This is a genomic window from Bacillus cereus group sp. Bc010, from assembly GCF_027716745.1.
Classification (GTDB): Bacteria; Bacillota; Bacilli; order Bacillales; family Bacillaceae_G; genus Bacillus_A; species Bacillus_A pacificus.
This window is the reverse complement of the sequence record NZ_JAQFUY010000003.1, coordinates 285,661-300,188: the sequence shown is the minus strand read 5'-3', so window position 1 is coordinate 300,188 and position 14,528 is coordinate 285,661. Positions and strand designations below refer to the sequence as shown.

Sequence of the window (14,528 nt, the reverse complement as noted above, 5' to 3'; positions counted from 1 at the left end):
CTCCAGATAAAACAGTATTGAGTCCATCATACCAGATGGACTCTTTTTTTACTGTCTACCTAAAGGGGATAATACCAGTAAGCGACTTTTTAATATCCGTATTCCCAATCTATTTCATCTTCATTCCAAAGTACAGAGGATACTTTGCCAAGGTGAACAACTGATTCATTCACAGCGCATGTGCAATTTTCTTCTCCTGTTTTATGCTGTAACTCTTCATACACTGATTTTTCAACGTTTTCTAGAACGACCAAATTTTCTTCTTTTAAAACAAGCGTAGTACCCGCCATATTTATCTTCCTCCTACTAAAATAATGATCACTTATTTGTAAACATAGATAGTATGGATTATATGCTGTATTTTGCTATAGTTGTCCGTCTTATGAAGTATTTTTTATTTTCTTTGTAATCCGTATTCATTGTATACTGCCGGGCAGAAATTTGGTACAGGGTTTACATTCATTTCGAAAATCTGTAACAATTATTATGTGTTGTTAACAAAGAATTAACAAATATGTTAAGAAAAATCAAAATTTTAAAACAAACAAACCTGTAAAATGATATAATCATATCAAAATACATATAGGGGATGAGAGGCTATGGAGCTTATCCGTGATTTAATGATCCAAATTGCCATCATTATTTTGCCACTATTTTTATACGAAGCGATTCGTTTAAATCGTTATCAAGAAATGCCTCCGAAGCCGAACCGCTACTTTATTATGTTTTTATCTAGCATTACACTCGTTCTCTCTATGACATACTCTATTTGTTTTGGGGACGTTTGCGGGTATAACTTTCACCCAATCCCAATTGTTAGTGGTTTTTTATATGGTGGGATTGTTGGTTTAATCCCGGCCGTTATTTTTGTTGTCTATGAATGGGTGCTAAAGGGCATAAACCTTCTTCCAGTCATAGAAGTAATATTTCTATTGATAGTTCCATTATTTTTATCAAAGAAATGGTCTCTATTTTCAAGGGATAAGAAGCTAATTTTAGCATTTATGATTTCATCATTGTACGTACTTGTTTCTTTAGTGATTGGTATGATTAACGTTCTGTTAGAAACGGGATTTACACCATATGTTTCGCACTTATATAGCGGATATATATTTGCTTCGCTTATTATGGTTATGACAATGGTATTTCAGGTGTACTTAACAGAATATTTAAATGAAAATGCAATACTACGTACAGAGATGCAAAAGTCAGAGAAACTTAATATTGTAAGTGAGTTAGCAGCAAGTGTTGCACATGAGGTTCGAAATCCACTCACTGTTGTTCGTGGTTTTATTCAATTGCTAGAAAGTACGGAAGATGTGAAGAATAAGGATTATATGCGTCTCGTATTAGCTGAATTGGACCGGGCAGAACAAATTATTTCAGATTATTTAAATTTAGCAAGACCACAAATTGAGAAAAAAGAACATATTTGCTTATCCGCTCAATTAATAGAAATGACAACTCTTATGTCATCATTTGCAGCGATGCAAGGTGTATATTTGCAAGTTGAAATTTCTGAAAGTCTTTATACGATCGGTGATAAAACGAAATTGAAGCAAGCTATTATGAATGTTGTTAAAAATGGTATTGAAGCAATTCAAGGAAATAAAGGATATTTAAAAGTAACGGCTATGCAAAAAGATGAAACGATTGTAATAAGAGTTAAAGACAGTGGTGTTGGGATGACGAAAGAACAATTAGCAAGGCTCGGACAACCGTATTATTCTTTAAAAGAAAAAGGGACAGGATTAGGACTAATGGTAACATTTAGTATTTTACAAGCGCATAATGGTACGCTGGAATATAAAAGCGAAAGTGGGAAAGGGACTGAAGCAATTATTATATTGCCAGCTGTAAGAAATAAGGAATAAAAGTTACCGATAGAAGGTAACTTTTTATTTTATATTAGAAAAAATATATTATGCTATTCAGTTGTTTTTTCTTGTTTTGTTCGGCTAAATAAACTTCTAAATGATTGGAAAAAGCTTTGTTCTTTTGAGGCGGCGACTAATCTTTTTGTTTCTTGAATTTCGCGAATTACTTGCATAAGTTGTGCATCACGGTTGCTATCTTTATTATAAATTTGATTTACGAGTTTATTCATTTTTTCTTCTTGTTTAGATTCTCGTTTATACATATGATTCATTAATAAGTCCATCTTTTCTTTTTGCAGAGCATCTGTTTGAGCGGCATGATCCACTAACTCTTGTAGCATTTTTTCTTGAGATCCTTCTTTTACATAAACTTGTTGCATCAACTCATCTAGCTTTTCATCTTTTAAACGATTTTGGGTAATAAGGGTAGAATTTTGATGAATAATGGCTTCATTTAGTTGAGCGAGCATTTCAAGTTTTAACATGAACTCCTCGAAGTTACGCCCATCTTCTTTTTCTTTCGGTTGTATTTCTTGCGTATCTTGTATAACTGGTACAGGTGGGGCCTCTTTTTCTTTTAAAATAATTGGTATCGTTTCTGAAATATCTTCCTGCAATGTAGCAGCTCTTTCATGTATAGATTTCAATAGTTTTAAATCATCAAGTTTATAAATACGAGCATCAGCTGTTTTGGAAATTATATAACCATGTTCCTCTAACAGTTGACTATATTTGCGGACTATATGTTTTGGGATGCCTGTTTTATTCGTCACATCTTTCGTTTTATAGGTAGCTTCCATGATATTTCCTCCCCAAAAAGTATCGTATATATCATTTCAATCTTTTATGAGGACTTCCTTTGAAAAAGAATGTCGGAAGGCTATTAGTTTTCTACAGCATTAGTGAAAAGATGAAGAAAAATGAGAGTTTTTGGCGGAATGGCGAAGAAGAGCTAAAATAATGTCTGAAAACATATACAGGATAAGTTTGTTATAATAAAGTGAAACTTTAATCAGTGGGGGTTTTATTCATCCACCACTGATTATCAGCCCTCACCAATCGGGCTTTTACGGACAGTTAATCCCCCACCTAACTTCTTTGCTTTCGCTGAATTTTGAGGTGGGGGTCTTACTGCTCGTTAATGCGTGATAACTGAGGAAAAGAAACAGGTAGAATCACGGAGGTATACATGAAACAATTAAAAGGTATTATCATTTCAATTATTGCAATTCTTTCTATTGTAGTAGCGGTGTATGAAGTGCTTGTTCCAGAGGAAACAAGTATTAAAAAAACAAATGCGTATGATCAAGTTCTAGAATTTCCGAAAGATCGATATCCAGAGACAGGGAAACATATTACGGATGCTATAAAAGAAGGACATTCAGAAGTTTGTACAATCGACCGTGGTGGTGCTGCGGATAGAAGAAAATTATCGTTAGCTCCATACCCATCAAAAAAAGGGTATGATCGTGATGAATGGCCAATGGCGATGTGTAAAGAAGGCGGAAAAGGAGCGCATATTGAATATATAAGTCCAGCCGATAACCGCGGAGCAGGCTCTTGGGTAGGAAATAAGTTAGATAAATACCCAGATGGTACGCGTGTGAAATTTGACGTAAAGTAGTAGTTGCATATTTCATAATGAAGGAGAAGGGAACGATGGAGTTAACAATTTCGTATTCGCAATTAATGTTGATGAACTATGACGGTGATCAGCCTTACGTTGACTGGACGGATGAAGATTTTGAAAGAGGTTATGCGAAGGCGGATGGAACTGTTATTTTTGAAGCACTTTCTGATTATACTTGTGAAGTAAAAGTGACCCTAGGGAAACATATTGAGAAAAAAGAAGTGATTAGAACGGTTACAGTTCCTTTTACAGTTGAAAATGAATGTATCGTTGTAGCAAGTATTCTTTCAAATAAATTTCAAATTCCTATTCCAAATGGTGAGTATACGGTTGTATTACAAGCAACACCTCTTGAAGAACCAACGGATGATGAATTATATAAAATACAATATGAATTCTTTTTTGAAAGTAAAGAATAAAAAATGGGGTATCCTCAAAAAGGATACCCCATTTTTATTATGCGTTTGTTTTTAGCAAGGAACGAGCGTCTTTTGCCGCTTGCACCATGTGCTCTAAAGCTGGAATAACTTCTTCTGTTCTTCTCGTTTTCAAACCACAATCAGGATTAATCCAGAAATATTTAGGATCGCATACTTTTAAAGATTGTTCTACGATTTTATACATTTCATCTTTACTTGGTACACGTGGGCTATGAATATCATATACACCTAGACCGATGCCTTTTTCATATGTTGTATGTTTTAATGTATCAATAAATTCACCGTGACTTCTTGATGTTTCGATAGAAATCACATCTGCATCTAATGCGCGAATCGCATCAACGATATCTTCGAAGTTACTGTAACACATATGAGTATGAATTTGTGTTTCATTTGCTACAGATGAAGTTGCTAAAAGGAAGGATTGTACTGCCCATGTAATATAAGCGTCCCAATCTTTTTCTTTTAGTGGCATTCCTTCACGAAGTGCTGGCTCATCGACTTGAATTACTCGAATTCCGGAAGATTCAAGTAGTTCAATTTCATGACGAAGAGCTAATGCAATTTGATATGAAACTTCTTTTCTTGGAATGTCATTTCGAACGAAGGACCAATTTAAAATCGTAACAGGTCCAGTTAACATTCCTTTTACAACTTTCTCTGTTAAGCTTTGTGCATACACAGTTTCCTTAATAGTCATTCCGTTAATAAAGGCTACATCACCATAAATAACAGGTGGTTTTACGCAGCGGGAACCGTATGATTGCACCCAACCGTTTTTAGTGAATGAGAAACCAGCAAGGCGTTCACCAAAATATTCGACCATGTCAGTTCTTTCAAATTCACCATGTACAAGAACATCAAGACCAATTTCTTCTTGGTAACGAATCCATTTTTCTGTCTCTTTTTCAATAAATTGTTCATATTGTTCATTTGAAATAGCACCGTTACGCCATTCTTTTCGCGTTTGGCGAACTTCAGTTGTTTGCGGGAAGCTACCGATAGTTGTTGTTGGTAACAACGGTAACTTCAGGGCAACTTGTTGTAATTCATATCGTTTTTCAAATGGAAGAGGACGTGAAAAATCTTCTTCTTTTAATGCTGTTCGTGCTGCTTTGACATCTTCTCGGTTACGTGCAGCAGATGAACGAATTGTATGATGTACATTTCGATATGTTTCCAGCTCATTATGAATGCTTTCTGTACCTTGAGTTAGAGCGGAATGAATAAGAACTAACTCTTCTAATTTTTGATTTGCAAATGCCAACGCATCAAATAGCTCAGTCGATAAGTGAGTTTCTTCTGTTTTATCGATTGGCGTATGCAATAAGCTACAAGAAGGCTGAACGATGAAATCTTTCGTTTGGACTTGTTTTTGTAACGTTGTAAATAACGTAAGAACTTCATCAAGATCGGCTCTCCAAATGTTACGGCCATCTATACAACCAACAGCTAAAGTTTTATCAGCTGGGAATCCATATTTTGAAATAGCATGTAGATTACCTTCTTTACCATGAACGAAATCTAATCCAATACTTGATACTGGGAATGTAATAATTTCTTCATAGTTTTCTTCTACACTATCAAAATATGTTTGTAAAAGAAGATTCGCATTTGGAACTTCTTTACGAATAGCTTCATAAATTTCTTTTGCTTGTTGAACTTCTTCTTTCGTTAAAGAAGCGAAAATCGGTTCATCAACTTGAATGATTTGTGCACCAGCTGCATGTAGTTCTGAAAGCAGTTGTACGTAGGGTGCAACTAACTGTTTTAAAATAGTAGCAAATTGTTCTTGTGTATAGCCTTTAGCTAATTTCAAGAAAGTATATGGTCCTAAAATAACAGGTTTTCCATCTATTCCTAATTCTTGTTTTGCCTCTTCGTATAAGCGAAGTGGACGATTATCTTTTAAAGAGATTTGTAATCCCTCTTCATATTCTGGAACGATATAATGATAGTTTGTGTTAAACCATTTTGTCATTTCGGAAGCTACGTGATCTTTAGAGCCACGCGCCATTGCGAAATATACATCAAGGTAAGATGTAAACTCAGAAAAACGTGATGGGATAAATCCTAGCATATAAGCAGTGTCCAAAACGTGATCGTAATATGTAAAGTCGCCAATTGGAATAAGTTCAATCCCTTTTTCTTGCTGTGCTTTAACGTGTTGAAGACGAATTTCTTTCATTGTTGTTAAAAATTGTTCTTCATCAATTTTATTAGACCAAAAAGCTTCCAATGTTTTTTTCCACTCTCGTTGTAGTCCGATACGTGGATAACCTAAGTTACTTGTTTGAATTGCCATTTCAAATTCCTCCCCAATTGAAAGTAAGCATTTCCGTTTACTAGGAAATACCTATAACAAAAAGCATAAAGGCATAGAAAATAAGCCTTCCTTTTTGTTTTAACACCTCATCATCATCCGTGAATCTATCAGTGTTGTTAAAACAGGCAGGTCTCCTGACTTATGCTTCATATGATTTCTTTCACCTTCCCGTTTTCACAGTGGCATTAAAAAGAAATCTCAGCATTTACAGTGGCGGGACCGTGTTGGAGTTTCACCAAGCTTCCCTTTTAAACACGAAACAAACTGTTCGTGTACCCATTTTCCTTTTGAAAGGAATTTAACAAGCGATATGATATTGAAACAAATTCTAACACAATTTTTGGAATTTTGTCTACTGTTTTGAAATAAGAAAATTCTAAAGTTTTGTATTTTAATTATTTGTATTTTTCTGATTTTTTAGAGTGGAGAAACATGAGGAGAATTGAAATAAAGTGCGATTAAATTTATAAAGAAATGGGTACCTATACATACATAAGATGCCAGTTATGTTATTAAATAATTGGTTTATCTTATATAGAAAATTAAACAAGCATAACCCCATCCTAAATTAGAATGGAGTTATATTTGTTTTAGAATTTGAAATAAAATAACTATATTGTCATTTTACAGTTTCTATTTTGAAAGTTTAATCCGCATCTATATCAATTTCTGAAAGTCGCCCGGCAACAGCATCTGCAAGAAGGGTGTTTAACCATTGCAATTCAACTGTAATATGTTCAATAACGCTTTGCAAAATATATAGTTGTGCGCGTGGGATTTTTCCTTTGCTACAGTCATAAATAGTTTGCATGTTATGTAAATATTGAACGGTATCATTTTTCTTTTTTTCTAAAATAGGAATTAACTCTTGATCATCACCAAAATGAGCGAAAGAGAGTGCCGAATAAATTGGTTTATATATTTGATTTTTTGCCTCGAATTGTTTTAATAATAATGTGTGAAATAAACGTTTACCTTCGTTTGTTATATGAAAAATTGTTTTATCTGGTCTATTTGTATCTCGAACAATAGTTGTAACACGAATTGCCCCTTGTTTTTCTAATTGCTCAAAGGCATAGTAAAGTGATCCTTTTGCATATTTAATATAACAGTCCATTTGTCGTTCTTTCATTATGTGCTGCACTTCATATGGATGTTTATCCCCTTCGAGTAGCAAGCCGAGAATGACTAATTTCATGCTCATGCTGTCTCAACCCCTATATATAAACTTTATACATATTATAAACGGCATATCCGTTTTCATAAAGGGATATGCCGTTATATTAGCTTACTTGCTTTTGTTTTTGTTTCGTTGTTGGTCCTGTAAAAAGACGCTCATTTCCCATAAGTAAAATGCAAATAATACTTAGTACAGCCGGGATCAGTGCCCAGAAGAATGTACTGGCAATAGATGTAGCTAGAGCTTCTTTAATACCAGTTAATATTTCAGCTGGTATTTTATCGGTAGCACCTGGTGATAATAAGAAACTTGTGTCTCCACCCTTTGGAGCTAATTTTGCTAGTTCAGGTGGGAAGAGAGTGTTTAGTTTATCTGTAAAAATATGATTTTGAATTGTACCGAAAATTGTTACACCAAGAGTCATACCGAGTGAACGGAAAAATGAGTTTGTTGATGTAGCAGAACCACGGTCTCTCATTTCTAATTTGTGAATCGAAGACATACTTAAAACTGAGAATGAGAAACCAACACCAAGTCCAGCGAGAACCATAAATAGTGTTACGAGTAGGCGAGGTGTATCCATTGTTAAAGTGCTTAGTAAATAAATGCCAAGAACGAAGAAAACTCCAGATGCCATCATAATGTTACGATAACTTGTTCGAGAAGCTAACTGTCCACCTGTTTGACTTCCAATTACAGAGCCAATCATCATAGGTGTTAAAATTAACCCAGCATTTGAGGCTGAACCACCGAGAACACCTTGAACAAAGATTGGGATATAAACTGTACAGATGATAAAAGCGGCACCATAGAAAAAGGCAACACCTTGGCTAGCTGCGAATAAAGGTTTTTTAAATAGATGGAAAGAAATGATAGGCTCGGTTGCTTTTCGTTCTACGAAGAAGAAAATAATAAGCATAATAACAACTGTTGTAAATAAGCCGATAATCACAGTGGAATTCCATGCGTATTCTTTACCACCAAGTTCTAAGGCGAACATTAAGCAAACGATACTAATAACAAGTGTAATAGCGCCAGCCCAATCAATTTTTTGTTTTCTAAATTCTAGAGATTCACTGTAATATTTCGTAATGAAGAAGAAGGAAATAAGTCCTAATGGAATATTAATATAGAAGACCCAGTGCCAACTTATATAGTCTGTAATATAAGCACCTAATAAAGGGCCGAATACACTAGATGTTCCGAAAACAGCACCGAATAGCCCTGTCATTTTTCCGCGCTTTTCTGGTGGGAATATGTCGTACATAATAGTGAAGGCGATAGGCATAAGAGCGCCGCCACCAATTCCTTGAATTGCTCTATAAATACTTAGTTGCTCAATACTAGATGCTGTTCCGCAAAGTGCAGAACCGAACAAGAAAAGAATAAGGCCACCAATATAAAAGCGTTTCCGTCCATACATATCAGAAAGTTTTCCGAAGATAGGCATCCCTGCCATTGTTGCTACCATATATGCAGACGTAACCCAAACGAACTTGTCAAATCCTCCTAGGTCTCCAACGATTGTTGCCATTGCTGTTGCAACGATTGTATTATCCATTGCAGCCATTAAAATACCAAGTAGTAAACCCGCAACAACAAATTTTGTCTTGCTGGAGTCTTTTTTTGATAATTGAGATTCCAAAGATAACCCTCCTTTAATAATAAGTAAACTATATTAAGTTTTGAGTGCAGCGCATAAAAATTATAAATATATTTTTTAAAATCAATTTACACAAGTGCACTGACAAAGCCATAAAGAATATTATAGTCAAATTTGACTAAAAGGCAAACTTTTTCTTCCGTCAAAATATTCTGTTGTATGGACAGCAAAAGAGTGAGTAATACTTAGTATTGGTAAAAAGTCAATGAAGGAAATTGTAAAAAAATATTTCAGTAAGAATACCTGCTGTTAACAGATGAAAAATGGTTTTTTCTTTACTTTGTCGAATAGGATAAAAGGAAGAGTAATAACTATATATCGTTTGTAACGAGCTTTATTAATATTGTGTAGAGAGGCAGAATAAGGTCGTATGGATATGATGCATCTGAAATGGGGTGAATATTATTATGAAAATATGGAAACGAATTCCGGATCAAGGAAGGCGTTCAATACCGCTACAACCGGTATTATGGATTGATGGCTCAAAAAAGGAAAACGAATGTCCTAACGTAGCAGTTACATTACAAATCCGTAGTATGTATAAAGAAAAATTTTCATATGAACTGACCTGTGATGTAAACGACATACTTATTATTCGAATTGAAGTTGAAAATAAAGGAATGAAAATGATTTCACGAGTTGTAGTAAGTCATATGATTCGAGATTATTTTGCATATATTCCAAATTCATTAAAGGCTGATAAGGGAATGAGCGAGTTTCTGTTCCAGCTTGTAAGGTGGAGAATCGATAATTTATTACCAAATGAGAAGGTAGAATTAATTTGTAAAATAAAAGCAAATAAAGATAAAGAACTCAAAAACACACTATTTCAGGCTACATATACATTTCAATATAACGGAGTATCATATGGTCCGCTGCAAACAAATGAAGTTGTTGTACGGCAATGATAAAAAGGAACCTGTATGAAAGGTTCCTTTTTTAGTCCCTTTTTTGTTCGATCCATATTTACAATAGCGTCAATTTGATTATATGTAATGAAGTTTACTCCGAAAGAATTAAATAGTAATTTTAGCGACAACAGAAACCCCGATAGTAAACGTATAATATCTGATAGATTTTTCTTTTGTAGCATGTAGGTCACCATATTTCTAAAATGATGTATGGTATATATGAAATAGAATAGAAATGGTAGACAAGCTTAAGCGGAAATGTACACTCAATATGTACATTTTTTATTTTGTAGAAAAACATAATTGTTATAGAAACATATATTGGTATAGAAGGGAGGCGAAGTATGAAACATAAAGGGAAAATTAGTGGATTATTACTTGGGAATACAGTGGCAGTTACAGAATGGATTGCGCTTCAGGATGTAATTACAAAACTGGATTCGCGATCATTTTATACCGTCTTTATTATTTATATATTGCAAATGATACTCAGCTATTATTTTGGACATTGGTATGATAAAAGAGCGAGTGGGCGTATGGATACGGAAGTAGGAGGAATGGCAAGTAATGATTTTGTAGTTGATTTTTTTGAGAAAGTAGCTGCTTTATCAGAACGAGATTCTCATAATATTACAGTGTACATTCTTTCTGTGAAAGAATGGAAAGGACTAAAAGAAACAGTGCAAGAAAAAAAATTGGAGGTGTTAGTACAAAAGTTGGAGAGTACGATTGTAAAGACAATTCGTAAAGGCGATGTCGTTACGAAGTGGGATGAAAATAAGTATGTTATTGTGGCGATCGATAACGGACATGAAAAATCGACAATAACAAACCGATTAATGAAAAATATTGAAAGTGAAATAGAAAATGGCTTGTTAAGTATGACTCTATTATTTGGGGCTGCTAGTTATCCAATAGAAGGAAAAACGTTTGAAGAATTGTTAAGAAAGGCACAAAATCAATTGTACCAGCATAGAAATTCGTAAGAAAATAAGTAAAACTTTGATGTAAAGAAATATGATATGAAGAAGTTTTGATTGTAACATTTTTTTGACTTTTATTACAAAAAGAACTTTTTTTGTAATAAAAGTCTTTAAAAATATATGAAATAGGCATATAATTATGATGGATGTGTCAATGCATTTTGCACAATGTGTTTCACTTTAAAAGTGTAGAGGAAAGCATACTCTACACTTTTCCTTTTTAGGGAATAGTTGCAAGATAGCAATTATACTGTGTAAAATGAACAAAGAGATTATTTGATAGAAAGCGGGAAAGGGAATGATAGACGTGAGAGAACAACGAACATCTTTTATCAGGTGAATGATTACTGTTGTTCTTCAAATTAGTATGGTTGTGATGAATTCCGTTGTACTTTTGTGTAATACATAATATCAATAGGTTTTAAAAAGTGCCAAGTAAAAGATGGATATGGAACTGCTATTTAGTCCAAAAACGGAAAATGTAATTTCAAGTAATACAATTTGTACAAGCATTATAAACAATATGAATGATTTTCGTGAAAAAGGTGCGAGTGTGGAGTTTATAGAAGGTTATACAATTTCATAGCTTTTTACACGATGATCGTATATAAGTAGGAGGAAAAAGATGTTGAAATATAGTAAATTAGCAATTGTAACTGCATTATCAATGACTTTACTAGCGGGTTGTTTCGGGCCGAAACCAGAAGAGGAATTATATGTTGCATTTGAAAATGCTGCAAAGCAAGAAAAAACAATGTTTGAAGATGCAAAAAAACTTGAAACTTTAGAGAAAGAGGGACAAGAATTATATAACCAGATTGTTCAAGAAGGAAAAGATAATAATCAAACTGTTAAGGAAAAACTAAACCAAGCAGTGAAAAATACAGATGAACGAGAAAAAGTGCTTAAAAAAGAAAAAGAATCTTTAAATAAGGCACAAGAAGAAGTGAAATCGGCAGATAAATATGTGAAGAAAATTGAAGATAAGAAATTGAAAGATCAAGCGGATAAAGTGAAAAGCACATATGAGAAACGACATGATTCATTTAACAAAATGTATGATAGCTATAATAAATCGTTAAAACAAGAAAAAGAATTATATACAATGCTACAAGATAAAGGTACAAAATTAAAAGATATTAGTGAAAAAGTAAAAGTAGTAAATCAGTCTTACAAAGATATTGAATCAGAAAAAGACAAGTTTAATGAATTTACGAAATCTTATAATACAGAAAAAATAGCTTTTTATAAACAAGCAAATATTAAAATTAAAGAAGAGAAAAAATAAAACAGTTTGGCCTACAATTGGCCAAACTGTTTTATTTTTTTGTATAGGTACGACTATACCATGGGACAGGTTCACTTAATTTTTTTTCTTGTTTTAGCGCTTCAGGACCAATATAATCTTGAAGTGTTTTTTTTGCTACTGTTAAAGATAAGGTTGTTTTCGGATTTCGATAGGAGGATTCAAGATGACCGAGATGTGGTAGGATTCGAAAATCTTCTTTTGTAGGAGGAATATGGAAAAAGTAATCACCTAAACGTATAAGAACATCAGATTGTTGTTGGCTAAAACGTGGATTTCTAGAGAAATGTAATCCTTCTTTAATAGCTTTTTTTTCAGTAATTAAGCGTTCTAAAGCTGTCTTTTTTAACCAGTATAAATACTTCGGATTAGTTGCAGCTTTAGCATGACGATTCACAACGAAAATAGATTGAGCTAGTCGATTAATAGAATGTTGGTTTTGTAATTGAGATTGTGGTTGTGAAGGTTTCATATTAAATCTCCTTTCAATTTTTCATTATTATACCATAAGTAAAAGCGATTTTTATTATATGCAAAAAGTGATTGTATATATTTTCAATATTAAAGCAATATTGTTACAAAAAACAACTATTTTGTATAATAGTAATAGAATGTGTTTTAGAAATTTGATAATGAAAGAGTGAGAAGTTTGAAAGAAATATTAAAACAGCAATATGCCATTATAGATATTGGATCTAATACAATGCGTTTAGTTATTTATGAAAAGCAAAACGGAGGTTTTTATAAAGAGATTGAGAATACGAAAGTGGTTGCAAGGTTAAGGAATTACTTAGTCGATGGTGTGTTGATTGAAGAAGGAATAGAGGTATTGTTACAAACATTATTTCAATTTCAAGAAAGTACACGATTCCATCAGTTGCGCCATGTACTTTGTGTTGCAACAGCAACAATTAGGCAGGCTGAGAATCAAGAGGAAATTAAAAAACTTGTTGAAGGACAAACAGACTTTACTCTTAGAGTATTATCAGAATATGAAGAAGCACGTTACGGCTATTTAGCGGTTATGAATTCAACTTCGTTCTCGGAAGGGATTACAGTAGATATTGGTGGAGGAAGTACGGAAGTTACATACTTTCGAAATAGAGAGATTTTAGAGTATCATAGCTTTCCTTTTGGGGCACTTTCTTTAAAGCAACAATTTATTAAAGAGGATATACCTACTGAAGAAGAGTTGGACAAGCTTCAAACGTACCTAGAATATCAATTTCGAACATTACCATGGTTAATTGATAAGAAATTACCCCTTATTGCAATTGGTGGTAGTGCGAGGAACTTAGTGAAAATTCATCAAAATTTAATTTGTTATCCTATAGCAGGAGTACATTTATACAAGATGAAAGAAGAAGATATTAAAAATGTGAAAGAAGAATTGGAAGGCTTGTCGTTCATAGAACTTCAAAAATTGGAAGGATTGGCAAAAGATCGAGCGGATACAATTGTTCCCGCAGTCGAAGTATTTCATACGCTTGTTAATGTTATAGAGGCACCAGCATTTGTATTAAGTAGAAAAGGATTAAGAGAAGGTGTTTTCTATGAAGAGTTGACAAAAGATTTGGGGATTTCATATTATCCGAACGTGGTCGAAGAAAGTTTGTATTTATTATCACATGAATATGAAATGGACATGGAATTTGTAATGCAGCTTATTAAACATGGAAGATTAATTTGTCAACAGCTTGAAGAAACAGGGCTGATTTCTATGTCAGTAAAAGACTGGGAAGTGTTCCATCAAGCAGCGAAAGTATTTAATATAGGCAAATATATAGACGAAGAAGCGAGCCGCTTACATACGTTTTATTTATTAGCAAATAAAACAATTGATGGTATGATGCATAAAGAGCGAGTTAGATTAGCGCTTATTGCGTCTTATAAATCAAAAATGTTATTCAAACAACATCTGTCTCCGTTTGAAGGATGGTTTGATAAAAACGAACAAAAAAAAATCCGCCTATTAGGGGCTGTTTTACAATTTTCAGCAGCTCTAAATATAAGACAAAGATCGCTTGTTGAATCGATATCTATAACAGAAAGTAAAGAAGGATTAACATTTAAAATTGTATGTGAGCAATCGGCATTAGCGGAAAAAGTGCAAGCTGAAAAGCAAAAAAAGCAGCTGGAAAGAGTATTGAAAACGAATATTAACTTATTCTTCGAATCAAAACACTAAGTTGTACGGATGTCTTCACAAAAA

Annotated in this window: 14 protein-coding genes and 1 riboswitch; of the genes, 7 read left to right on the top strand and 7 right to left on the bottom strand. The window is 33.5% G+C overall.

What is annotated here, in order from left to right:
* Positions 1-89: 89 nt before the first annotated feature.
* Positions 90-290: a hypothetical protein gene (locus PDQ68_RS06920; RefSeq protein WP_000929285.1), complete on the bottom strand. Its 201-nt coding sequence runs from the start codon at positions 288-290 to the stop codon at positions 90-92.
* 309 nt (positions 291-599) lie between these two features.
* Between PDQ68_RS06920 and kinB the strand changes: the two genes are divergently transcribed.
* A complete protein-coding gene (gene kinB / locus PDQ68_RS06915; RefSeq protein WP_000420388.1) occupies positions 600-1,874 on the top strand; it encodes a sporulation sensor histidine kinase KinB in 1,275 nt (424 codons plus the stop codon).
* A 53-nt stretch (positions 1,875-1,927) separates the two neighbouring features.
* Here the strand turns inward: kinB and PDQ68_RS06910 are convergent, their stop codons facing one another.
* Positions 1,928-2,677: a DUF3967 domain-containing protein gene (locus tag PDQ68_RS06910; RefSeq protein ID WP_000388461.1), complete on the bottom strand. Its 750-nt coding sequence runs from the start codon at positions 2,675-2,677 to the stop codon at positions 1,928-1,930.
* A gap of 389 nt (positions 2,678-3,066) precedes the next feature.
* Here PDQ68_RS06910 and nucA point away from each other — a divergent pair, with 389 nt between their 5' ends.
* Together nucA and comJ are read left to right on the top strand one after the other, a co-directional pair.
* A complete protein-coding gene (gene nucA / locus PDQ68_RS06905; protein WP_000811499.1) occupies positions 3,067-3,501 on the top strand; it encodes a DNA-entry nuclease in 435 nt (144 codons plus the stop codon).
* 35 nt (positions 3,502-3,536) lie between these two features.
* Positions 3,537-3,926 (top strand): competence protein ComJ, encoded by a 390-nt coding sequence (comJ, locus tag PDQ68_RS06900; RefSeq protein ID WP_061182412.1) that lies wholly within the window; start codon positions 3,537-3,539, stop codon positions 3,924-3,926.
* Between the two features lie 37 nt (positions 3,927-3,963).
* Here the strand turns inward: comJ and metE are convergent, their stop codons facing one another.
* The 3 genes from metE to PDQ68_RS06885 form a co-directional block, all read right to left on the bottom strand.
* Complete coding sequence (metE, locus tag PDQ68_RS06895) at positions 3,964-6,252, bottom strand: 5-methyltetrahydropteroyltriglutamate--homocysteine S-methyltransferase (protein ID WP_001007593.1); 2,289 nt, start codon at positions 6,250-6,252, stop codon at positions 3,964-3,966.
* 128 nt (positions 6,253-6,380) lie between these two features.
* Positions 6,381-6,568: riboswitch (cobalamin riboswitch) on the bottom strand.
* A gap of 351 nt (positions 6,569-6,919) precedes the next feature.
* Entirely contained in the window at positions 6,920-7,477 is a 558-nt protein-coding gene (locus tag PDQ68_RS06890) for a PadR family transcriptional regulator (protein WP_000062077.1), read from the bottom strand.
* Positions 7,478-7,556: 79 nt separating this feature from the next.
* Positions 7,557-9,098: an MDR family MFS transporter gene (locus PDQ68_RS06885; protein ID WP_061183943.1), complete on the bottom strand. Its 1,542-nt coding sequence runs from the start codon at positions 9,096-9,098 to the stop codon at positions 7,557-7,559.
* A 425-nt stretch (positions 9,099-9,523) separates the two neighbouring features.
* Here PDQ68_RS06885 and PDQ68_RS06880 point away from each other — a divergent pair, with 425 nt between their 5' ends.
* Positions 9,524-10,024, top strand: coding sequence for a hypothetical protein (locus PDQ68_RS06880; RefSeq protein WP_000708167.1), 501 nt, complete (start codon positions 9,524-9,526; stop codon positions 10,022-10,024).
* On the opposite strand, the gene PDQ68_RS28990 is transcribed toward PDQ68_RS06880, so the two are convergent.
* Positions 9,964-10,209: a hypothetical protein gene (locus PDQ68_RS28990; RefSeq protein ID WP_016718395.1), complete on the bottom strand. Its 246-nt coding sequence runs from the start codon at positions 10,207-10,209 to the stop codon at positions 9,964-9,966. The genes PDQ68_RS06880 and PDQ68_RS28990 overlap by 61 nt on opposite strands.
* Before the next feature lie 162 nt (positions 10,210-10,371).
* Between PDQ68_RS28990 and PDQ68_RS06875 the strand changes: the two genes are divergently transcribed.
* Together PDQ68_RS06875 and PDQ68_RS06870 are read left to right on the top strand one after the other, a co-directional pair.
* Positions 10,372-11,013 (top strand): diguanylate cyclase domain-containing protein, encoded by a 642-nt coding sequence (locus PDQ68_RS06875; protein WP_000680842.1) that lies wholly within the window; start codon positions 10,372-10,374, stop codon positions 11,011-11,013.
* Between the two features lie 622 nt (positions 11,014-11,635).
* Positions 11,636-12,298, top strand: a complete 663-nt coding sequence (locus PDQ68_RS06870; RefSeq protein WP_000922491.1) for a YkyA family protein — start codon at positions 11,636-11,638, stop codon at positions 12,296-12,298.
* A 31-nt stretch (positions 12,299-12,329) separates the two neighbouring features.
* Here PDQ68_RS06870 and PDQ68_RS06865 read toward each other — a convergent pair whose 3' ends face one another.
* Complete coding sequence (locus tag PDQ68_RS06865; protein WP_000804868.1) at positions 12,330-12,788, bottom strand: YkyB family protein; 459 nt, start codon at positions 12,786-12,788, stop codon at positions 12,330-12,332.
* Between the two features lie 177 nt (positions 12,789-12,965).
* Between PDQ68_RS06865 and ppx the strand changes: the two genes are divergently transcribed.
* Positions 12,966-14,504 carry an exopolyphosphatase gene (ppx, locus tag PDQ68_RS06860; protein ID WP_000658869.1) on the top strand — a complete coding sequence of 513 codons (1,539 nt, stop codon included), beginning with the start codon at positions 12,966-12,968 and terminating at the stop codon, positions 14,502-14,504.
* The last annotated feature ends 24 nt before the right edge of the window (positions 14,505-14,528 follow it).